Below are 22,222 nucleotides of genomic sequence, written 5' to 3'. Positions count from 1 at the left end.
GCGGAAAGATATACTCTGGTTAAACGCGCGCCACTCTCCCGGCGCATCAACAGGCAACAAGACAGGAGGTTTTTGATGCTGATTTTTATCCCCATTCTTATTTTCGTCGCGCTGGTTATCGTCGGAGCGGCGGTAAAAATCGTTCCTCAGGGCTACCAGTGGACGGTAGAGCGCTTTGGCCGCTATACGCAAACGCTGCAGCCGGGGATGAGCCTGGTGGTGCCCTTTATGGATCGTATCGGGCGCAAAATTAATATGATGGAGCAGGTGCTCGATATCCCTTCGCAGGAGGTGATTTCGCGCGATAACGCCAACGTCACCATTGATGCGGTGTGCTTTATTCAGGTCATCGACGCGCCGAAAGCCGCCTATGAAGTCAGCAACCTCGAGCTGGCGATTATCAACCTGACCATGACCAACATTCGTACCGTGCTGGGCTCCATGGAGCTGGACGAAATGCTCTCCCAGCGCGACAGCATCAACACCCGCCTGCTGCATATTGTCGATGAAGCGACCAACCCGTGGGGCATCAAAATCACCCGCGTTGAGATCCGCGACGTACGCCCGCCGGCGGAGCTTATCGCCTCCATGAACGCCCAGATGAAAGCCGAGCGCACCAAGCGCGCCTATATTCTTGAGGCCGAAGGGATACGTCAGGCGGAAATTTTAAAAGCCGAGGGCGAGAAGCAGTCGCAGATCCTCAAAGCCGAAGGCGAGCGTCAGTCGGCGTTTTTACAGGCAGAGGCGCGCGAACGTTCCGCGGAAGCGGAAGCGCGCGCTACGCAGATGGTCTCATCCGCTATCGCCTCCGGCGACATTCAGGCCATCAACTACTTTGTCGCGCAGAAATATACCGATGCGCTGCAGCAAATTGGCGCGGCCAACAACAGTAAAGTGGTGCTGATGCCGCTCGACGCCAGCAGCCTGATGGGCTCCATCGCCGGGATCGGCGAGCTGCTTAAAGAAGGCGCTGGCGCGCAGAAAAAATCATGATCGCGCTGATTCTCGCCCACCCGCATATTTTCTGGCTCAGCCTCGGCGGGCTGCTGCTGGCGGCGGAAATGCTCGGCGGCAACGGTTATCTGCTGTGGAGCGGCATTGCCGGCGTCGTAACCGGGCTGCTGGTCTGGATGCTGCCGTTGAGCTGGGAGTGGCAGGGTACGCTGTTTGCCGTCCTGACCCTGCTGGCGGCCTGGCTGTGGTCGCGCTGGCTGCGTAACCGCGTTAAGCGCCAGAAGCCGGCGGATGCTCAGCTTAATCAGCGCGGGCAGCAGCTGCTTGGCCGCCGCTTTACGCTGGAAACGGCGCTGGTTAACGGCCGCGGACACGTCCGCGTGGGCGACAGTTCATGGCCGGTCATTGCCGATGACGACCTCGCTGCGGGCAGCAAGGTTGAAGTGGTCGCCATCGAAGGCATAACCCTACATATAAGAGTCGTATCACAATAATCACGCCACAGGACATCCGTCATGGTCAGGAAGACAACGTTTACCCTTTCGCTCTGCGCCCTGCTCGCGGCAGCCGCTCAGGCATATGCTTCTGCTGATATCGAAGATTGCTCGTGGAGCGACCCGCTATGCCTGCTAAAAGGCGAACCTGTACTGACACCGGGAAATGACTCGCGGGACAACTTGCTGCGCCTGCTGAGCGAAGCGAAATCTTTCGCCCTGCCCGTTCAGGCCATTCCCGCTGATGTCAGCCGTACCCGCGATGTTTACTTCGCCTGGCATCCTGAGTGGGATAGCGCGCCGCCGCCTCCCGCGCCGCCGGCGCAACGCGAAGATGAAACCTTCATCCAACAAATGGCGGCGCTGAATATCGATCCGGCGCAGATCATGCCGGCCAATTCGGCTGAACGGCTGGGAACATCCGACTATGAACTGGAAAACCGCTTTGTCAGCAACACCCTTGCCGCCGTCAGCCAGTTCAACGCCGCCCTGCTCGCCGCGCCCTCTGTGACCCCGCAGCAGCGTCATGACCTGGCGCTGGCGCGGCTGAAACTGTTTTATGGCGCCAATATCACCGCAGTCGCTGATATCCTCAATAGCTTCCCGGCAGATGCGGACGCCGACTTATTCGCTTATTACCTTTCCGGCATCGCCCACTTCTATGGCGGCAATTACACCGCCGCGACCCACGATTTCACCCTGTTGCTGGAGAGTCAGCAGCCCTGGCTGACCGAGACCGCGCAATATATGCTGATGCGCACGGCGCTCAACAAAAGTAGCCAGAACAGCGTCGGGCAGTACGGCGATTTTGATATTGCGCGGATCAATCGTGATGATGCCGCACAGGCGCAAAAAGAAGCTCAAGCCTATTTGCAACGCTGGCCCGCAGGGCTTTATGCCGACTCCGCGCGCAATATGCTGCGCCGCATTAACTGGTATCTGCAGGCGTGGCCGCAGCTGGCCGGACTCTATGAGCAGGCCTTTCGGCAGGCTGCCGACGCCGGGGAACTGCGTAGACTGGTGAGCGAATATGATAATGTCTTCGGCATGCCGTTCTACGCGCAGCCCGTTCTGGCAGCATTCCCGGACGCGCCGCAGGTCAGCTATGTCGAACTTCTCCGCGCCCTGCGCCTGAATGCTGACAATAAGCCAACCTTAACCCAGGCACAGCTTGACGCCAGCAAAGCGGCGTTTGAGAAGAGCAGAAATCTGCCGCTGTGGCGCGACCTGCAGCTGCAGCTGTGGAGCGCGACGGACAACGATGCCGCCATCCTGCAGGCTGTCACGCCGGCGAAAACGCTGCCGGCGAATGATATTCTCGCCTTCAGCGAACAGGTCCTCTACGGCGAAGCGCTAATGGGACAAACACAGTGGCCCGCGGCGCGCTCTTTTTGGCAGCAGCTGCTACAACTTAGCCAAAATCCCGAGCAACAGCAGTATATCCAGGCAAAACTGGCGGCAACGCTGGTCTACAGCGGTAACGCGGCGGCTATCTTTGCCGCCGATAGCCCGGTGACCAATCTACGCTTTCGCTCCCGAGTGCTGAAAACCCAGGCCTCGCCTGAACTGCTACGCCAACAGGCGGCCAACGGTCCCAATAATGAAGAACGTACTATCGCTCTGCATACGCTGCTGGTGCGGGATCTCACGGAAAATCGTTTCGGCGACTGGCTGAAAGACAAAAAGCTCGCCACCGCCATTACCCAGCCGGTAATCAGCGAGGCCTTTAACGACGTCAACCTTAGCAGCTTCGACTGGGATGGCGAGGCGACCGAAGCCGGTTATGCCTGCCGCAGCCTGGATGACACCGTCACCGTGCTCAGTAAAAACGCCGACGATGCCCACGGGCTTAACTGCCTGGGCGAGTTCTTCCGCACCACGCAGACGCATGTTGATCTGTGGAAAGACCACGCCGGCAACGATATGCTCGAGGCCGCCATCAACCGCCAGCAGCCTCTGGGACAGTACGATCGCCAACGCTATTACCAGCAGATTATCACCTCGCCGAAAGCGGAGCCGGAAGATAAAAGCTATGCGCTCTATCGGGCGATTCTCTGTTACGCCCCCTCCGGTAGCAACGAATGCGGCGGCGAAGATGTCGAAAAACTGCAGCGTAAGGGCTGGTTCACGCAGTTGAAAACGCAGTATCCGGGAAGCCCGTGGGCGCAAAAACTCAAATATTACTGGTAATCGCGCTGCTGTCCGGGTCAGCGCAGGCGGCGGAGCGCGTGGATGCGCGCCAGCATTCCGCCTTCTGGCTGTGGTCCGGGGTGAAAGCCAGCAACGATCTGCAGAACGCGCAGACGGTATATCTGCATCAGGGCGAGGTGCTGACGCGCGCGGGCGAGGTCATATTCCAGCGCCTCGGCCTGCCGGTCAGCCGCCTGACGTTTCCCGCAATCTGGCTTACCGTCCGGTTTACCACACTTGATGTACCGCAGACGATTGTGCCGCGGATCGTACGCCTGATGCAGCGCTGGCGGGCGGCTGGCAATCAGGTGGTTGGTCTGCAGGTTGATTTTGACGCAGCCACATATCAGCTCGCCGACTACGCCCAGTTTTTGCAACAGCTACGCCAGCAGCTGCCGCCAGAGTTCGCGCTGGGGGTAACGGGCCTGCTGGACTGGGCTAAAACCGGCGATATTGCCACACTGAACGCGCTTGCGGTTGATGAACTGGTGGTACAAAGCTATCAAGGACGCCGCACGGTGGCGAATTATCAGGACTATCTCCCCGCGCTTAGCCGGCTGCGTATCCCGTTCAAACTCGGGCTGGTGCAAAACGGCAAACGCGATCGGCAGGCGGAAATGCAGCTGAATGACTCCCCCTACTACCGCGGCACGGTGGTCTTTATGCTCAACCCGGCGCGGCGTTAAGCCTGCGCCTTGCGGTGACAGCAGCCTGAGAGATTATCGATGATCGGGCAATCCGCGCTGTCATCGCCGGGGCAGGAGTCCGCCAGCGCCAGCAGCTGCGTACGCATGCCCTGCAGCTCGCTGATATGCCGCTCAATTTCCGCGACTTTCTCCAGCGTCCGCCGTTTCACGTCGGCGCTGTGCCGCGAGGGATCGTTGAACAGGAATATCAGCTCGCGACACTCTTCCAGATTAAACCCCACCTGGCGCGCCTGGCGCAGCAAGGTCAGTTCATCCAGATGCTGCTGGCTGTAGCTGCGGTAGCCGTTTTCGCTACGCAGCGGCGGCGTCACCAGCCCCTTCTCCTCGTAAAAACGGATCGCTTTGCTGGTTAAGCCGGTCTTTTTCGCCACATCGCTAATATTCATCTTTCCCCCTTGACCTTCCCCTTGCTGGAAGGTTTAACCTTGTTAATACTCGATGAAAGAGTGTGTTCGGTCAATCATTAACCGGAAATTTATTCAGGAGTTATGTATGTCTACCACTATCGACCTCACGCTTGATGGCCTCTCCTGCGGTCACTGCGTTAAACGGGTGAAAGAGAGTCTGGAGCAGCGTCCCGACGTTGAGCAGGCGGAAGTCACCGTTACCGAAGCCCACGTCACGGGCAGCGCCAGCGCGGAAGCGCTGATTGAGACCATTAAACAGGCCGGATACGGCGCGGAGCTCAGCCACCCAAAGGCTAAACCGCTGGCAGAATCATCAATCCCGCCGGAAGCGCTGACAGCGGCCACCTCTGAGCTTCCGGCAGCCCGTGACGAAGATGACAGCCAGCAGCTGTTAATCAACGGCATGAGCTGCGCCAGCTGCGTATCCCGGGTACAACACGCGCTCGCCGCGGTGCCGGGCGTCTCGCAGGCGCGGGTCAACCTGGCGGAACGCACTGCGCTGGTGATGGGCAGCGCGTCCGCCGCAGAATTAGTCCAGGCCGTAGAGAAAGCGGGCTACGGCGCGGAAGCTATCGAAGACGACCTCGAACGCCGCGAGCGCCAGCAGGAAACCGCCGTCGCCACAATGAAGCGCTTCCGCTGGCAGGCTATCGTCGCCCTGCTGGTCGGTATCCCGGTCATGGGCTGGGGAATGATCGGCGACAATATGATGGTCAGCGATGATAACCGCGCCCTGTGGCTGGCTATCGGTGTTGTCACCCTGGCGGTGATGGTCTTTGCCGGCGGCCATTTCTACCGCAGCGCGTGGAAAAGCCTGAAAAACGGCACCGCGACCATGGATACTCTGGTGGCGCTGGGTACCGGCGTCGCCTGGCTCTATTCAATGAGCGTCAACCTGTGGCCGCAGTGGTTTCCGATGGAAGCCCGCCACCTTTATTATGAAGCCAGCGCGATGATTATCGGTCTGATTAACCTCGGCCATATGCTGGAAGCCCGCGCGCGCCAGCGCTCTTCGAAAGCGCTGGAAAAACTGCTCGATTTAACCCCGCCGTCAGCGAGGGTGGTCACCGACGAAGGCGAAAAAGATCTGCCGCTGGCTGAGGTTCAGGCGGGAATGATCCTGCGTCTGACCACCGGCGATCGCGTACCGGTCGACGGCGTCATTAGCCAGGGCGAAGCCTGGTTCGATGAAGCGATGCTCACCGGCGAGCCGGTGCCGCAGCAAAAAGGCGACGGTGACGCCGTTCATGCCGGGACCGTAGTGCAGGACGGCAGCGTACTGTTTACCGCCAGCGCCGTCGGCAGTCAAACCACCCTGGCGCGCATTATCCGCATGGTGCGCCAGGCGCAGAGCAGTAAACCTGAAATCGGCCAGCTGGCGGACAAAATCTCCGCCGTGTTCGTCCCGGCGGTTGTGGCGATAGCCCTGTTCAGCGCCGCGATCTGGTACTTTTTTGGCCCGGCGCCGCAAATTGTCTATACCCTGGTGATCGCCACCACGGTGCTGATTATCGCCTGTCCGTGCGCCCTGGGGCTGGCAACGCCGATGTCGATTATCTCCGGCGTGGGCCGCGCGGCGGAGTACGGCGTACTGGTGCGCGACGCCGATGCGCTGCAGCGCGCCAGCACTCTCGATACGCTGGTCTTTGATAAAACCGGTACCCTGACCGAGGGTAAACCGCAGGTGGTGGCGATAAAAACCTTTACCGCCATGGATGAGTCCACCGCTCTACGTCTGGCGGCGTCTCTGGAGCAAGGTTCCAGCCACCCGCTGGCGCGCGCCATTCTCGACAAAGCCGCGGACCAACGCCTGCCTGCGGTAGAAAACTTCCGCACCCTGCGCGGGCTGGGGGTCAGCGGCGAAGCCGAAGGCCGCCGTCTGCTGCTCGGCAACCAGGCGCTGCTTAATGAGCACAAGATTGCAACGGCTGAAATAGAAGACGACATGACCGCCCAGGCGTCACAGGGTGCCACGCCGGTGCTGCTGGCGGTAGATGGTCAGGCGGCGGCGCTGTTCGCCATCCGCGATCCGCTGCGCGAAGATAGCGTGGCGGCATTAGCCAGGCTGCACCGCCAGGGTTATCGTCTGGTGATGCTGACCGGCGATAACCCAACCACCGCCAACGCTATCGCCAAAGAGGCGGGCATTGATGAGGTGATTGCCGGGGTGCTGCCGGACGGTAAAGCCGATGCGATTAAGCGCCTGCAAAGCGAAGGGCATCAGGTGGCGATGATCGGCGACGGTATCAACGATGCGCCCGCGCTGGCGCAGGCCGATGTGGGGATCGCCATGGGCGGCGGCAGCGATGTCGCCATTGAGACGGCGGCGATTACCCTGATGCGCCATAGCCTGAACGGCGTTGCCGATGCGCTGGACATCGCCAAAGCCACGCTGCGTAATATGAAGCAGAACCTGCTGGGGGCATTTGTTTATAACTCGCTGGGCATTCCGATTGCCGCCGGGATCCTGTGGCCGCTGACCGGAACGCTGCTCAACCCGGTGGTGGCGGGCGCGGCCATGGCGCTCTCTTCGATTACCGTCGTGAGCAACGCCAACCGCCTGCTGCGCTATAAGCCCAAAGCATAAGGCAGCCTCTGGCGAGGACGAAAACAGGCTTCCCCTCTCCCCCTTCGGGAGAGGGGAAGCCTCAGCCGATTTATCTATTCGAACTCGCGGCCAGGATGCGGAACCGGATAATCAAAATCGACCTTGATCGGCGCCGCATAGCGGCTATTCCACAGCTGGCTGTAAAGCGCGTCCACGCGCGCGGCCATCGACGCATTATTCAGCACCAGCTCAAGGTTGCGTGAGTTATCGAAATAGCCTCCGCTCCAGTTGCTGGTTCCGACCCACGCCGTCGTACCGTCGATGGTCATCAGCTTACTGTGTACCACCCTGGCAAAGGGGATAAACCCCCGGCTGGCGGGAGGTATGGTCACCACTTTTAGCTGAACGTTTGGCACCAGAGAGAGACTCTTCAGCCAGAATACCTCCGGCTTTTTCAGGTTCCAGTTCGCCACCATCAGCTCCACCTGTACGCCGCGGGCCGCCGCGCTGCGCAGAGCGTTATCAATGGGCGCATAAAAGGGCCGGCTCCCCTTTTCTCCCCACGCCAGCGGCGCATAGTCCATCACCTGCACCCGGATCCGCGATTTGGCGCTCGCCAGCAGCCGCGGCAGCGCCACCTGCGAATCAATCACCCCGCTCGGGTTATAATCGCGCGGGCTGGCAACCAGATAATTGCCCTGCGGGGCCGACGCTACCGCCTGCCGCGCCGGCTTCGGTACCGGCTTACTCTCCGCCAGCAGAGCTTGCACCTGCCAGTCCTGATCGAAAATAGCCTGAATCTGCTGCACCGTTTGCGGATCGCTGATGCGCAGACCGGTCTCCTGGATCTGTTCCAGCGCCCGCCAGTCAAAATTCTGGCTACCGACAAAAGCCTCTTTGCCATCCACCAGCAGATACTTGGCGTGAACAATACCGCCGGTCAGCCGATGGAACGGAATCACTCGCAATTCCAGGTTCGGGATCGCTTTCAGCGCCGTCAGCGTTTCCGGCGTTGAAAGGCCCACGCCCTTCTCCTCCATCAGAAAACGAATTTTTACTCCACGCTCCCCGGCGGCCCGCAGACGTGCCAGAACCCCATCCAGCAGAGAGCCTTTTTCATTCGCCACATAAAACTGCGCCAGATCGATATGGCTGCGTGCCGCATCGAACATCTGCTGCCAGACCTCGGCGGCATGACGTAAGTCGTTATCCTGTAAGGTGGTTTCCTGCGGCGCGTTATACACCAGCTCGTAGCCGGGTATAGAGAACGCCGCCCATAGCGGCTGGCTTAACAGCATCCAGCTCCCCGCCAGCGCGCTCATCAGGCGGCCTGCCGGCCACCCGCATTGACCATGTTCAGGCATAGCGCTGCGCCTCGTGGCCTTCCCAGCGTTTGCCGCCCTGCTCCGGACGGCTGACCGGGCTGCCGGCGCGGATCAGCAGCACCTTCAGCAGTTCGTTGATTCGCTCCATGCGGCTTTGCAAATAGTTATTGCCCACCAGGCACAGCAGCGCAATAGCAATGCCCAGGCCGGTGGCATACAGGGCGGTCCCCATACCCGCAGAAACCATGCTGGCATCGGAGACGCCGGAGGCGGAAAGGGCCTTAAAGGTATCCATAATACCGAGGATCGTCCCCAGCAGGCCCAGCAGCGGCGCGGCGGTGACAACGGTTTCAAGCATCCACAGCCCACGCGACATCTGCGGTTTGCTGAGCAGATACTGAGCGTCGATCAGATCGCTCATCGCCTCACGGTCTTCCGCCGTCTGCTTTTTCTCCAGCACCGGCAGAATGAGGGTCAGCGGGAGGCTGCTGCGGCCGGTCAGCGATTCCGGCAGATCCGACGCGCGGCGAACGTCCGGCGTCAGCGCCTTTTCAAAGCGCAAAGCCTGACGCTGGGCCCACGAAAAATAGAGGCCGCGTTCAACCAGTATCACCACGGCGATCGCCAGCGCGGCGTACATAACGTAGAAAATAATATCGTGAATCAGATTGGCATCCATCAGAGTGCCCTCCGGTTAATTAAAAGGTGGCTTCCAGCGAGACGCTAAAGGTGCGCTCTTCGCCAACGTTGTAGTACGGGGTACTGGCCTTCACGCCGTCGTAAGCCGCCGCGTTAAAAGTCGTCGAGCGGACGGAGGTCAGGTACTGTTTATCGAACAGGTTATCGATGCCAAAGCGCAGGGTGGCGCTTTTGACAATCTTTTTATCCACCGGCAGATGCACGCCCGCGGCGACATCAAAGACCGTGCGCCCGCCGATTTTTTCGTCGTTGGTCAAATCGCCGTAGAACGAACTGACGTATTTGCCGCCGAAGCTGCCGTAGTAGAGACCATCGTCATAGCCCAGCGACGCGTTAAGCATGTTTTTCGGTACGTTTGGCACCGTTTTGCCCGCCGTTGGCAGCGGATGTCCGCCGTTGCTCACAATGTCGTCTTTTTGTTCGGAATGGGTGTAGGTATAAGAGGTGTAGTAGTTGAAGTTGTACGGCAGCTTACCGCTCCACTCCAGCTCCAGACCTTTACTCTCCACGCTGCCGATGTTCATCATTTCGTAGTCACCATCCGCATTGGTGGTCGAAATCTGCCGGTCGGTATAGCGCATATAGAAGAGCGTCGCGCTCAGCAGCATATCTTCGCGCTGAAAACGCCAGCCCAGCTCGTGGTTCCAGCTCAGCTCAGGTTTGGTGCTGATCGAGTCGCCGACGTTGTAGAGCACGTAGTTAGGTGGCGTACGCATGTTGCGCGTCAGGTTATAGAACAGCTGATTTTCGCTATCCGGCTTATAGCTGATGCTAAAGTTCGGCAGGAATTCATGGTAGGTCGCCTGGCGTTTTTCCGCAGCGCTATACAGGCTGCCTTTATTATCGCCTTTACGTTCAACATACTGATAAGCCAGCCCGCCCACCAGCGTCCAGTCCGGCGTCACGAACCAGCTGTCCTGAAGCCATACTTTGTGCGCAGGAGTCACCGTGTACTGGTTACGCCCCTGTACCGTATTGCCGTTCGCATCTTTAACCTGATCGGAACCGCCCGGTTTGCCGGAAACGTTCGCCGGGTTGCCATCGTCCTGAATGCTAATAAACGGCTGGGTCTGCGACTGACGCGCGCGCTCGTACCAGTAGCCAATATCCAGGCTGTGTTCGTCGTTAATATCCCACTTCAATTTCGTGGTAACGCCCGGCCGCCAGGTCTGGGTCCACGAAGGCCGGTAGTAGGTATTGGAAGTCAGGTTGCTGAGATCGTACTGTCCGGCGGTATCAGACGTATTGGACAGCACCGAGGCCGTTTGTCCGGTAAAGCTGCCGCCGTTACCCCAGTAGTAATAGGGCTGAACGGTCAACGCGAGGTTATCGCGCAGCTGTAAGCGCTGGGCAAAAGAGAGGGTGAAGGTTTCAAACGGATTACGGTTCAGCTTGTAATATTTGCTCAGCTGACCTTTGCTGTTGTAGACCGGGGTGGTCGAGTAGTCCTGACGCGGGTCTTCTTCGAACTGCGCTTTACTCAGGGTGTTATAGTTGCTGTTATCCTGACGGTTATACTTCATGATCAGGTTGCTGCTGTTGCCGTTGCCATCCTCGTACAGCGAGTTCATTTCGAACTTATCGGAATAATTACGCCCCTCCCCGCGCCATTTTTTGGCTTCAGTATGTGAGTACGAGAGCCAGTTGCTAAAACCGTTGTACTCCCCGGTCTCCAGACGAGCGAAAGTTTTGCTGAGGTTATGGCTGCCGAGCGTTTGTTTGACGAAGCCGCCAAACTCCTTTGAGGGACGCTTTGTCACAAGGCCAATATTACCGCCGCTGGAACCAATATGCGGGCCGTCAGCCTCGGAAGAGCCCTGGGTGACAAAGATCTGCTCAAGGTTTTCCGCGTCGCCCAGCAGGTTGGGGTAGACCGCATAGTTGCCCGAGTCGTTAATCGGGATGCCGTCCATCGACAGGCCGATCTGATCCGAGTTCATCCCGCGCATGGTGTAGTCGATACCGCTCAGGCCGCTGGCGTCATTGCTGTTGACGTTCATTCCCGGCGTATATTTCAGCATGTCGATAGCGTTGCTGGCGCCAGGGGCTTTTTCCATCGCCTCTTTGGTCAGGGTGGAACGCGCTTTGCCGCTGTCTTCCTGCACCATCAGACCGCCGCCGAGCGATTGCCCCTTAACGTTAATCTCCCCCACGTCGCTGCTTTCCGCCGCCAGCGAGGACCCCGATAACAGGGTCGACACCACGGCTAACGCAATCCCAGAATAATTAAAGTTTTTCATTTCTTTTCCTGTAAAAACAAATGATTAATTAGGCTTATGGCGCCTGGTAATTAAACGTCGCGGTAAATTTTTTGCTGCTTTGTCCGGCAAAAGCCTCTTCAGGAAAGGGCTTCAGCTGGCTGATGCTTTGCAGGGAACTAAGCGCAGCGCGATTGAGCAGCATGTTCGGCGCCCTGCTGGCAATACCGGAAGCCAGCACCCTGCCGCTGCGGTCAACCTCCAGCCAGACCTCCACGTTGCCCTGCGGGCGCTCCAGCGAAGCCTGACGGCCGCTCGGGTAGCGCTTGCGCTGCTCCAGCTCCCGGCGCAGCGCCTGCAGATAGCCGTTTTCCACCGCCTGCGCGTTCGCCTTCGGCGCCGGGGGAGAAGGCGGCGGGGCCGGTTTACTCACCGGACTACGAACGGCGGCGGGCTGCGGAGCCGCGATCGCCTGCGGTTTCGGCGCTTTTTCCTTCACAACCGGTTTGGGTCTGGGTTTGGCTTTCGGTTTAACAACCGGTTTGGCCTGGATAATGGGTTCTGGCGCAGGAACGACGGGTTCAGCGGCCGCCTCCGGTTCCGGCTCAGATTGAATTTGCGGCGGTATTTCCGGCTGCGGTTCCGGGACAGGCTCCGGCTGCGGCGGTTCGGGTTCAGCCAGCGACAGTTCCATGACCGTATCGTCGTAATGCGGTTTGACCTGCAGCACTGCCTGCTGGCTGACAAACAGTAAACATCCGGCGACGACAATAGCGGGTAGCCAGCTAACAACGTGACGTGAGCGATAAAGCAGATACATATCACTGCTTCCGTGTGGCAATGGAAATGGAGAAGAAACCACCCTGACGCAGGGTATCCATCACGGCGATCAGGCGTTCCACCGCAACCTCTTTATCGCTGTTCACGATAATGGTGGTGGTTTGGTTTTCCTGCTGCTGTTGCTTCAGGGTATTGACCAGCGCATTCAGGGGCAGCGGCTGGCCATCAAGCTGCAGCTGGTCGCCGGCGCCGAGGGTGATAATGGCTTTTTTTTGCGGTTTAAGCTGTTGGGCGCTGCCGGCCGACGGCAGCTGCGTTTTCAAGCCCAGAGCCGGGATCACATTCAGGCTAATCAGGACAAAGAAAACCAGTAGAAACATCATCACATCGATCATCGGGATCAGCTCGATATGGGCTTTATTCTTTTTAGGCTCACTCCAGTTACGCATGTCACTCCCCCCAAAAATTGAAGGGGCCAATATAGAAGCGTTTTGTTTATTTTTTGTTACAGATTTTTTATTTTATTATCACAACAGAGGAATATTTGAGAAAAAAACACCATAGTCATTCACGTTATAAATAGTCATTCCATTGTTTTTTAAGTGATAATTAATTTCAAAACGCCATTACAGAAATGACGAAAAAGAGAACATCAAATTTTTTTGTTATTTTCGTGACATTGCAAATCGCCTCTTCCGTCGCGCACGTTGAGTCCCCTTGCGCCCCAGCCCCCCGCGCGCTAGCATGGCTTCCTCACACTACGGAGCACGTATGGGCCTGTTAAACCGAATAAAAATGCTGTGGCAAGCCGCCGTCGGCTCGTCTTATTCCTGGCCCGCGCTGGATATCACGCTTCCCGGCGAGCGCTATCTGCACCTGGTCGGCAGTATTCATATGGGCACCCGCGACATGTCGCCGCCGCCTGCCAGGTTATTAAAAAAGATCCGCCAGGCCGATGCGCTGATTGTGGAAGCGGATATTAGCGGCAGCGAAACGCCGTTCAGCAACCTCCCCTCCTGTCCGCCGCTGGCGGAACGCCTGAGCGCCTCCCTGCTTGCTGAACTGCAAGAGCGGGCAGGAGAAATGGGGCTGTCCATCGCGCTGTTCGACAGCCAGCCGCTGTGGCAGGTGGCGATGGTATTGCAGGCGACTCAGGCGCAAAAACTGGGGCTAAGGGCGGATTACGGCATTGATTATCAACTGCTGATGGCGGCGCGCGAGAGCAATATCCGCGTGATGGAGCTGGAGGGAGCCGACAGCCAGATAGCGCTGCTGCGGGATCTGCCCGACGGCGGCCTGGCGCTGCTGGAGGATACCCTCACCCACTGGCGCACTAATGCGCGTCTGCTGCAGGTGATGATCGGCTGGTGGCTGGAGCAGCCGCCGTCAACGGGCGCAACCTCGCTGCCGACAACGTTTAGCCAGTCGCTATATGATGTGCTGATGCATCAGCGCAATCTCGCCTGGCGCGAAACGCTGCTGGCGCTGCCGCCGGGGCGCTACGTGGTTGCCGTAGGGGCGCTTCATTTGTACGGGGAAGGGAATCTGCCGGACATGCTGACGTAAAAAAATGGCCAATATTGCTATTGGCCCGTCAAAGAGGAATTTCATCATTATTATTATTCCGGGGTTCGCGCCCCGGATCGTCTGATTGTCGCTCAAAGTGACCATCACTGCCAATACTATTGCGCAAGATGATACTATTTTTTAGACAGCCGTCGGGCGTATGCTTATGTCACATTAAATCGGTTGGTAAGAAGGATAACGATGACTCCCGCCGTAAAATTACTCGAAAAAAACAAAATTAGTTTTCACATTCACAGCTACGATCACGATCCGAACGAAACCAGTTTTGGCGATGAGGTAGTGCGTAAGCTGGGGCTCAACGCCGACCAGGTCTATAAAACGCTGCTGGTCGCCGTCAACGGCGATATGAAGCATCTGGCCGTCGCGGTGACGCCGGTAGCGGGTCAGCTGGATTTGAAAAAGGTGGCGAAGGCTTTAGGCGCTAAGAAAGTCGATATGGCAGACCCGATGGTCGCGCAGCGGGTCACCGGCTATCTGGTGGGCGGGATCAGCCCGCTTGGGCAGAAAAAACGCCTGCCGACGGTGATTGACGCGCCGGCCCAGTCGTTTGCCACCATCTATATTTCCGGCGGCAAACGCGGGCTGGATATTGAGCTGGCGGCCAGCGATCTGGCGAAGATCCTTGAGGCAAAATTCGCCGATATCGCGCGTCGCGATTAATTGACGGTTTTTCGTCAGGGAACACTCCCGGAGGCGGCGCTGACGCGCCTTGTCCGGGCTATAAAATCCAAAACCGCTCAGACCTGTCGCCCCGGTAAGAGCAGCGCCACCGGGGCGCTGCTCTGACGTTACTGCCAGCTTACCTCGCCTTTCGGTTCATAAGCTGCCGCGTCCAGCGGTGAGTTTTTCTGGATATACTCTTTCAGCACCTCGGCGTCGATAAAGCCGGTATTCACATAGCCGGGCCTGGTATCAATATGCGGGTAGCCGTCGCCGCCGGTGGCGTTAAAGCTCAGGGTCGCCATACGGTAGGTCTTCGCCGGATCGACCGGTTCGCCTTTGATGGTCAAATTATTAAGCTTACCGTCTTTGGCCACAAAACCGACGTTGGCAAACTGCGGATAGGCGCCAGAATCGGGCTTCATCTGCGCCACGGCGGTCAGATACTCCGTCACTTCCTTACCGCTCATATCGACATACACCAGCACGTTGCCGAAAGGCTGTACCTTCATCACGTCTTTATAGGTGATATCGCCCGCTTCAATCGAATCACGCACGCCGCCGCCGCTCATCACCGCGAAATCGGCATTGCTGCGCGCCATCTGCGCCGCCAGCAGCAGACGTCCCATATTGGTTTGCACAAAACGCACTTTGCTGCGATCGCCCTCCAGGTGCGCGTTTACGCTACCGATTTTGACCTGCAGCTGCGCTTTGCCCTTATTCTGGAACGGCGTCAGCAGGGAGAGCATCTGCGGATTTTCGGCGATTTGCGGCGTATAGAGCACGCGCTCGCTCTCGCCGTTGTCGTAAGTGACCTTTTTCTTCAGGTTGACCGGGATCAGCTGATAGTGCACCAGCTTCATTTCGCCATTGCGGAATTCGAAGTCGGCGCGGCCCACATATTTGCCCCACTCATGGGCCTGGACGATCCAGATACCGTTCTGCTTATCCGGCGCGCACGGGCTGCCCGGAACGTAATCCACCTGTTTTTTATTCTCAGAGGCCATGCATACCGGGTCCTGCGAGTGGCCGCCGACGATCATCGCCAGCGAACCTGCCGGCAGGCTGCGCGCCATCTCGACGTCGCCCGGCGCATTCGAGCCGTGGGCGCCGTTGTCATAATGGCCCATGTGGGTGGTGGCCAGAATGACGTCCGGTTTTTCATTCTGCTGCAGCTCCTGGATAACGAGTTTGGCCTCTTCCGCCGGTTTGCGGAACTCGATATCTGTAAAGAACTCAGGGTTACCAATTTTGGCCGTATCGTCGGTCGTCAGGCCGATAACCGCAATATTCAGCCCGCCGCGTTTGAACAGCGCCCACGGCTTAAACAGACGCTCGCCGGTGCTTTTCTGGTAAATATTGGCGGAGAGGAACGGGAACTTCGCCCATTTTTCCTGCTGACGCAGTACGCTAAGGGGATTATCAAACTCGTGATTGCCTACCGCCATCGCATCATAGCCAATCAGGTTCATCCCGCGAAAATCGGGTTCCGCGTCCTGTAAGTCGGATTCCGGCACGCCGGTGTTGATATCGCCGCCGGATAACAGCAGCACGCTGCCGCCCTCTGCCGCCACCTCTTTGCGAATGCCGTCCACCAGCGTTTTTTGTGCCGACAGCCCGTATTCGCCGTAGTCGCTGCGCCAGAAGTGGCCATGATGATCGTTAGTATGCAGGATGGTAATTTTATAGGTTTTATCCTGCTCATAAGCCTGCGCAGACAGGCTCCCCAGCGATAACGCCGTGAATAGCGCCAGCGCAACGCCTTGCTTCATAAAGTGCATATTTCTCTCCCTGACGAAATGACAAGTGCCGAAAGTATAGCGAGTTAGCCGATTAGACAAATATGTTTTCAGAATTGCGACTTCCTTCAAACCTTAGGGGCAGGTATGTTAGGCAGATAATAATTCCACCTGCATCCTCTATAAAAAATACTTAAGCGAACCTATGGCAATGAATCAGACCGCACAACCCTTATCCGGCCCTGCTGCTGCGCCGCAAAAAGCACGCACCTCGTTTCGCATTCTCGGCGCTATCAGCCTCTCACATTTGCTAAACGATATGATCCAATCGCTTATTCTGGCTATCTACCCGCTGCTGCAGGCCGAGTTTTCGCTGACCTTTGTGCAGATAGGGATGATTACCCTCACCTTTCAGCTGGCCTCATCGCTGCTGCAGCCGGTCGTGGGCTATCTGACCGACAAACACCCGATGCCGTGGTCGCTACCGATAGGCATGTGCTTTACCTTAAGCGGTCTGGTACTGCTGGCGATTTCCGGGAGCTTCGGGATGGTTCTGCTGGCTGCCGCGCTGGTCGGTACCGGCTCTTCGGTCTTTCACCCGGAGTCTTCACGCGTGGCGCGAATGGCCTCCGGCGGTCGCCATGGCCTGGCGCAGTCGATATTCCAGGTCGGCGGCAACTTTGGCAGTTCGTTAGGCCCGCTGCTTGCGGCCCTGATTATCGCGCCCTACGGCAAAGGTAACGTTGGCTGGTTTGTCCTGGCGGCGCTGCTGGCGATCGTCGTGCTGGCGCAGATCAGCCGCTGGTATGCCGCTCAGCACCGTATGAACAAAGGTAAACCCAAAGCGGTCATTGTCAATCCATTGCCGAAAAACAAAGTCATTCTGGCGGTTAGCATTCTTTTGCTGCTGATTTTCTCAAAATACTTCTATATGGCGAGCATCAGCAGCTATTACACCTTTTATCTGATGCAAAAGTTTGGATTATCGGTGCAAAACGCGCAGTTTCATCTGTTTGCTTTTCTTTTTGCCGTCGCGGCGGGAACGGTGATTGGCGGGCCTGTAGGCGATAAGATTGGGCGCAAATATGTTATTTGGGGCTCTATCCTTGGCGTAGCGCCGTTTACTCTTGTTTTACCCTACGCATCGCTGGAATGGACCGGCATTTTAACGGTGATAATTGGTTTTATCCTCGCGTCGGCTTTTTCCGCCATTCTGGTCTACGCTCAGGAGCTGTTGCCGGGGCGGATCGGTATGGTTTCTGGTTTGTTCTTCGGATTCGCTTTTGGCATGGGTGGCCTTGGCGCCGCGGTGCTGGGGCTGTTAGCTGACCATACCAGTATCGAGCTGGTCTATAAAATCTGCGCTTTCTTGCCACTGATTGGCATCCTGACGATATTTCTGCCTAACAACCACCAAAAGTCCTGATTCTTCGGCAGCCAAAGTGTAACTTTGGCTGCCTCAATCCCTTACTCCACCAGCATTACCCCGCATAAGCTGCTGCCATTTTGCGGTCCGTGCTTTTTTGCATGCCAATTCCATCTTTCTGCAAAATTCAACGATTATTCATAAACAAAACCGCTGAAATTGTCATAAACTATTATTCGGTTTTTTGGTTTTATACCCTAAATAATTCAAGTTGCAGGAAGGCGGCGATGCAGGGAATCCCCTGGAGCTTACTGAAGTAAGTGACTGGGGTGAGCGAGGAAAGCCAACGCCCATGCAAATTGAAGTATGACGGGTATATGCCGAAAATGGATCAGCTCACCACTGCAAGGAGACGGAATGCACCACGCAACACCGCTAATCACCACCATTGTCGGCGGCCTTGTGCTCGCCTTTATTCTCGGCATGATTGCCAATAAGCTACGTATTTCTCCTCTGGTGGGATATTTATTAGCGGGCGTGCTGGCCGGACCTTTTACCCCAGGTTTCGTTGCTGATACCAAGCTGGCGCCGGAGCTGGCCGAGCTTGGCGTGATCCTGCTGATGTTCGGCGTGGGTCTGCATTTCTCCTTAAAAGATTTGATGGCGGTCAAGGCTATCGCTATTCCGGGGGCAATCGCCCAGATCGCCGTGGCGACGCTGTTGGGTATGGCGCTCTCTGCCATGCTGGGCTGGTCGTTAATGACCGGGATCGTTTTTGGTCTGTGTCTTTCTACCGCCAGTACCGTGGTGCTGCTGCGCGCGCTGGAAGAACGACAGCTTATTGATAGCCAGCGGGGGCAAATCGCCATCGGCTGGCTGATTGTGGAAGATCTGGTGATGGTGCTGACGCTGGTGCTGCTGCCGGCAGTCGCCGGCATGACCGAGAAAGGCGACGTTGGCCTGGCTACCCTGGCCCTCGATATGGGCATTACCATCGGTAAAGTCGTTGCCTTTATCGCCATTATGATGCTGGTCGGCCGCCGCCTGGTGCCGTGGATTATGTCACGCAGCGCGGCAACCGGCTCGCGCGAGCTGTTTACGCTGTCGGTGCTGGCGTTAGCGCTCGGCATCGCCTTCGGCGCCGTTGAGCTGTTTGACGTCTCCTTCGCCCTCGGCGCCTTTTTCGCCGGTATGGTGCTCAATGAATCCGAGCTCAGCCATCGCGCGGCCCACGATACCCTGCCGCTGCGCGACGCCTTCGCCGTACTGTTCTTTGTTTCCGTGGGAATGCTGTTTGACCCGATGATCCTGATCGATCAGCCGCTGGCGGTGCTGGCGACGCTGGTCATCATTATTTTCGGTAAATCGGCCGCCGCCTTCTTCCTGGTACGAATGTTCGGCCACTCGCCGCGCACCGCGCTGACCATTGCCGCCAGCCTGGCGCAAATCGGTGAATTTGCCTTTATTCTCGCCGGGCTGGGAATGGCGCTGGATCTGCTGCCGCAGGCCGGGCAAAACCTGGTGCTTGCCGGCGCCATTATCTCCATCATGCTCAACCCGGTCCTGTTTACCCTGCTGGAAAAATATCTCGATAAAACGGAGACGCTGGACGAACAGACGCTGGAAGAAGTGCTTGAAGATGAGAAACAGATCCCCGTCGATATCTGTAACCACGCGCTGCTGGTCGGTTTCGGTCGCGTCGGGAGCCTGCTCGGTGAAAAACTGATGGCGCAGGGCGTGCCGCTGGTGGTTATCGAAACCTCGCGTACCCGCGTTGACGAACTGCGCGCACGCGGTATTCGCGCGGTATTAGGCAACGCCGCCAATGAAGAGATTATGAATCTGGCGCATCTTGACTGCGCCCGCTGGCTGCTGCTGACCATCCCTAACGGCTATGAAGCCGGGGAAATCGTGGCTTCCGCGCGCGAGAAGTGCCCGAATATCGAGATCATCGCGCGCGCCCACTACGACGATGAAGTGGAGTATATCGTTGAACGCGGCGCCAACCAGGTGGTGATGGGCGAGCGGGAAATCGCCCGCGCCATGCTGCAGCTGCTCGAAACGCCGCCAGCAGGCGAGCTTATTACCGGTTAATGCTTCCGGCCCCGACTTCTCGGGGCCGGCTTTACTTACCGGCTTAGCGATCCCAGTAAGCCTCTTCCAGGCTATCTTCACGCTCCGGCAGGCCGCGGGTCAGACGCGGCGAGTGCTGGTTCAGCACCTGATAGCTCACGCGGTTAGCGTATTTACACACCTGCGCCAGCGAGGAATAGGTCAGCCACTTGCACTTGTGCTTGCTGGAGTTCGGCACGTTGTTGCGATGATAGTTATTGGCGGTGATATCGTGCAGCAGCGCCGCCAGCGCGCCGTCGCCCGCGCCGTTGGTATTCATGATCTTCTCCGGCCCGCCCATATAGGGTGCGATATGCGAATAAATACGCAGCGGATTTTCGCAATCCTGATGGCGCATCGCGCGGCTGAATTCATACTGGTTAAACTCGGCAATCGCGCCCGGCAGCAGCGGATGCTGCGTTTTGCGCTTAGCCTCATCCTCGGTAAAACTGGCCATATACAGCCCGGCAGGCCCGGCGGTGCACAGTACCAGGTCAACCCACTCCAGCGCCTTGTCGGAAGCCAGCAGCGGATCGGATAATCCGGTCAGCGCTTCCGCCTCCTCTTCGTTCATCGCCAGAATAGAGACATGCTCCTTGAGGAACGCCTGCCACCACGCCGGATTATCGGCGATAACGTATTTGGTCCCCAGAGTCAGGACCACCGGTACATCGTGCTTTTTCGCATATGCGATGGCCTGCATCGTCGCGTCCGGCATCGGCTCGCCCGGCTTGCAGCGCACGAGATAGGAGGTCAGCACCAGCGCGGAGGCGCCGGCGATGACGCTCTCCGGAATGCTTTCCGGACGGAGCTTGTTCATATGCCCGGGGCTGATCGCAAAGGTGCGCTCGCCGGAGTCGCTAATCAGCGTAAAGCAGCGCCCAATCGCCCCATCCACCCCCTGCAGGTAGTTCAGATCGGTACGGCTGGAGGTGTTGCACAGGTAGCGGTAGGCGTAGCCGCCGATTTCAATATTGCTGCACATGACGCCAAGCAGAACCGAACGGTCATCCGCCAGCACCGAGTAGTTGTGCATGGTGTTACCGATGGTGCCGCCGGCAAACTGATGGGTAATCAGGTCGTTGCGGACCAGTTCCTGATACAGCGCTTCGGCGACATCGTCTTCAATCACCAGCGAATGCCCGGCGCTCAGGCCGTAGCGTACGATAAACGCCTCATCCACTTTCGCTTCGATATCGACCAGGGTTTGATCGATGCCGACCACCCAGGCGACGTTAGACTCATTGTCCGGCTGAATTTGCTGCAGCAGCGGATCGCGAGCGTTGACGGGAAAATAGTGTTTGGATTTGCGTTTACCGGGAAATTTCATAGTGGCGATTTATTGACAGTGAACAAGCGGGGAATAGTAGCATACTCCCCGCCGCACGCGCGATCAGCGATATTTCGCCGTCAGGTTGACCATCATTTCAATATGCGCGGTGTCCGCATTAAGCGCCGGAATGTACTCATATTGCTGGCCGCCGGCTTCGAGGAAGATTTCCCGGTTCTGCACCGCGATCTCCTCCAGCGTCTCCAGGCAATCGGCGGAAAAGCCGGGGCAGATAACCTGAATATGCTTCACCCCTTTCTCACCGAGCATTTTCAGCGTTTCGTCGGTGTAGGGCGTCAGCCAGGGCTCACGACCAAAGCGCGACTGGAACGTCATAATCACCCGGTCAGGCGGCAGCCCCAGGGCTGAAACCAGCTCACGGGTGGTATCGCGGCAGCGCTGAGGATAGGTATCCCCTTGCTGGGCGTACCGCTGAGGGATGCCATGATAGGAGAGCAGCAGTAAATCTGGCTCACCGTGCACCGCAAAGGATGCCCACACGCTGGCGGCCAGCGCGTGAATATAGTCCGCGTCATCGGCGTAGTCGCGAATAAAAGAGATGCCGGGGATGGCGCGCTTTTTGGCAAGGATACGCCCTAGTTCATCCCAGACCGCCGCCACGGTGGAGCAGGAGTACTGCGGATAGAGCGGTAGCACCACGATGTGATCCACGCCCTGCTCCAGCAGTTCATCAACCGCGCTCTCCAGCGACGGCGAACCGTAGCTCATCCCCAGCGCCACCGGCGTATCCGGAAGCCGCGCGGCCAGCGCCTGCCGCTGCTGCTGGCTATAGACCATCAGCGGCGAGCCATCTTCCATCCAGATGGACTGATAGAGCTTGGCGACCCTGGGGGCGCGCAGGGGCAGTATCACGCCGCGCAGCAGCGGCCACCACAGTAGACGGGAGGTATCCACCACGCGCCGATCGCTAAGAAACTGTCGTAGATAGCGCTTTACCGCGTCGGGCGTAGGCGCATCGGGAGTGCCTAAATTGGCTAATAAGATACCTGTTTTCGTCTGATGCATTACCGCCTCTTAACCATTTGAATCGCTGACAATTGTAGCTGAAATGGCGCTAAACGGAACCAATCATAGAAAAAGGTAAAATGAGAGGAGTTCTCACCCC

At 57.8% G+C, this 22,222-nt stretch carries 18 protein-coding genes; 9 read left to right on the top strand and 9 right to left on the bottom strand.

The window, feature by feature from the left end; genetic code table 11:
* Positions 1–75 precede the first annotated feature (75 nt).
* The 4 genes from F8562_RS20455 to F8562_RS20440 are packed head-to-tail and all read left to right on the top strand — an operon-like array spanning position 76 to position 4,324.
* A complete protein-coding gene (locus F8562_RS20455; protein WP_004129981.1) occupies positions 76–993 on the top strand; it encodes an SPFH domain-containing protein in 918 nt (305 codons plus the stop codon).
* A complete protein-coding gene (locus tag F8562_RS20450) occupies positions 990–1,448 on the top strand; it encodes an NfeD family protein (RefSeq protein WP_014228226.1) in 459 nt (152 codons plus the stop codon). Before F8562_RS20455 ends, F8562_RS20450 begins: the two co-directional genes overlap by 4 nt.
* A gap of 21 nt (positions 1,449–1,469) precedes the next feature.
* Positions 1,470–3,638, top strand: coding sequence for a hypothetical protein (locus F8562_RS20445; RefSeq protein ID WP_014837617.1), 2,169 nt, complete (start codon positions 1,470–1,472; stop codon positions 3,636–3,638).
* Positions 3,608–4,324: a DUF3142 domain-containing protein gene (locus F8562_RS20440; protein WP_014228224.1), complete on the top strand. Its 717-nt coding sequence runs from the start codon at positions 3,608–3,610 to the stop codon at positions 4,322–4,324. The genes F8562_RS20445 and F8562_RS20440 overlap by 31 nt, the downstream gene beginning before the upstream one ends.
* Here F8562_RS20440 and cueR read toward each other — a convergent pair.
* On the bottom strand, positions 4,321–4,731 hold the full coding sequence (cueR, locus tag F8562_RS20435; RefSeq protein ID WP_014228223.1) for a Cu(I)-responsive transcriptional regulator: 411 nt from the start codon (positions 4,729–4,731) through the stop codon (positions 4,321–4,323). The genes F8562_RS20440 and cueR overlap by 4 nt on opposite strands.
* A 106-nt stretch (positions 4,732–4,837) precedes the next feature.
* Here cueR and copA point away from each other — a divergent pair, with 106 nt between their 5' ends.
* The gene (gene copA / locus F8562_RS20430) at positions 4,838–7,339 is read left to right on the top strand and encodes a copper-exporting P-type ATPase CopA (protein ID WP_014837616.1); all 2,502 of its coding nucleotides are present in this window, start codon (positions 4,838–4,840) and stop codon (positions 7,337–7,339) included.
* 74 nt (positions 7,340–7,413) lie between these two features.
* Here copA and F8562_RS20425 read toward each other — a convergent pair whose 3' ends face one another.
* Genes F8562_RS20425 through F8562_RS20405 form a run of 5 tightly spaced genes read right to left on the bottom strand, consistent with a single transcriptional unit; the run spans position 7,414 to position 12,751 of the window.
* On the bottom strand, positions 7,414–8,664 hold the full coding sequence (locus tag F8562_RS20425; RefSeq protein WP_014837615.1) for a phospholipase D-like domain-containing protein: 1,251 nt from the start codon (positions 8,662–8,664) through the stop codon (positions 7,414–7,416).
* Positions 8,657–9,304, bottom strand: coding sequence for a MotA/TolQ/ExbB proton channel family protein (locus tag F8562_RS20420; protein WP_004137930.1), 648 nt, complete (start codon positions 9,302–9,304; stop codon positions 8,657–8,659). Before F8562_RS20420 ends, F8562_RS20425 begins: the two co-directional genes overlap by 8 nt.
* A 19-nt stretch (positions 9,305–9,323) precedes the next feature.
* Complete coding sequence (locus F8562_RS20415) at positions 9,324–11,564, bottom strand: TonB-dependent receptor family protein (RefSeq protein WP_014837614.1); 2,241 nt, start codon at positions 11,562–11,564, stop codon at positions 9,324–9,326.
* 34 nt (positions 11,565–11,598) lie between these two features.
* On the bottom strand, positions 11,599–12,342 hold the full coding sequence (locus tag F8562_RS20410) for an energy transducer TonB (RefSeq protein ID WP_014837613.1): 744 nt from the start codon (positions 12,340–12,342) through the stop codon (positions 11,599–11,601).
* A 1-nt stretch (position 12,343) separates the two neighbouring features.
* A complete protein-coding gene (locus F8562_RS20405; protein WP_004848379.1) occupies positions 12,344–12,751 on the bottom strand; it encodes an ExbD/TolR family protein in 408 nt (135 codons plus the stop codon).
* Positions 12,752–13,073: 322 nt separating this feature from the next.
* On the opposite strand from F8562_RS20405, the gene F8562_RS20400 reads away from it, so the two are divergent.
* A complete protein-coding gene (locus tag F8562_RS20400; protein WP_014228217.1) occupies positions 13,074–13,868 on the top strand; it encodes a TraB/GumN family protein in 795 nt (264 codons plus the stop codon).
* A 201-nt stretch (positions 13,869–14,069) separates the two neighbouring features.
* A complete protein-coding gene (gene ybaK, locus F8562_RS20395) occupies positions 14,070–14,549 on the top strand; it encodes a Cys-tRNA(Pro)/Cys-tRNA(Cys) deacylase YbaK (RefSeq protein ID WP_014837612.1) in 480 nt (159 codons plus the stop codon).
* 128 nt (positions 14,550–14,677) lie between these two features.
* On the opposite strand, the gene ushA is transcribed toward ybaK, so the two are convergent.
* Complete coding sequence (gene ushA, locus F8562_RS20390) at positions 14,678–16,330, bottom strand: bifunctional UDP-sugar hydrolase/5'-nucleotidase UshA (protein ID WP_014228215.1); 1,653 nt, start codon at positions 16,328–16,330, stop codon at positions 14,678–14,680.
* Positions 16,331–16,493: 163 nt separating this feature from the next.
* Between ushA and F8562_RS20385 the strand changes: the two genes are divergently transcribed.
* Together F8562_RS20385 and ybaL are read left to right on the top strand one after the other, a co-directional pair.
* The gene (locus F8562_RS20385) at positions 16,494–17,714 is read left to right on the top strand and encodes an MFS transporter (RefSeq protein WP_004848370.1); all 1,221 of its coding nucleotides are present in this window, start codon (positions 16,494–16,496) and stop codon (positions 17,712–17,714) included.
* Positions 17,715–18,071: 357 nt separating this feature from the next.
* Entirely contained in the window at positions 18,072–19,748 is a 1,677-nt protein-coding gene (gene ybaL / locus F8562_RS20380) for a YbaL family putative K(+) efflux transporter (RefSeq protein WP_014228214.1), read from the top strand.
* Positions 19,749–19,791: 43 nt separating this feature from the next.
* Here ybaL and F8562_RS20375 read toward each other — a convergent pair whose 3' ends face one another.
* Positions 19,792–21,096: an inosine/guanosine kinase gene (locus tag F8562_RS20375; protein ID WP_004137947.1), complete on the bottom strand. Its 1,305-nt coding sequence runs from the start codon at positions 21,094–21,096 to the stop codon at positions 19,792–19,794.
* 63 nt (positions 21,097–21,159) lie between these two features.
* On the bottom strand, positions 21,160–22,122 hold the full coding sequence (gene hemH, locus F8562_RS20370; protein WP_094909196.1) for a ferrochelatase: 963 nt from the start codon (positions 22,120–22,122) through the stop codon (positions 21,160–21,162).
* Positions 22,123–22,222 lie beyond the last annotated feature (100 nt).

It is taken from the genome of Klebsiella sp. RCJ4, from assembly GCF_009025755.1.
Taxonomy (GTDB): Bacteria; Pseudomonadota; Gammaproteobacteria; order Enterobacterales; family Enterobacteriaceae; genus Klebsiella; species Klebsiella michiganensis.
This window is presented reverse-complemented; position numbering and strand designations above follow the sequence as displayed.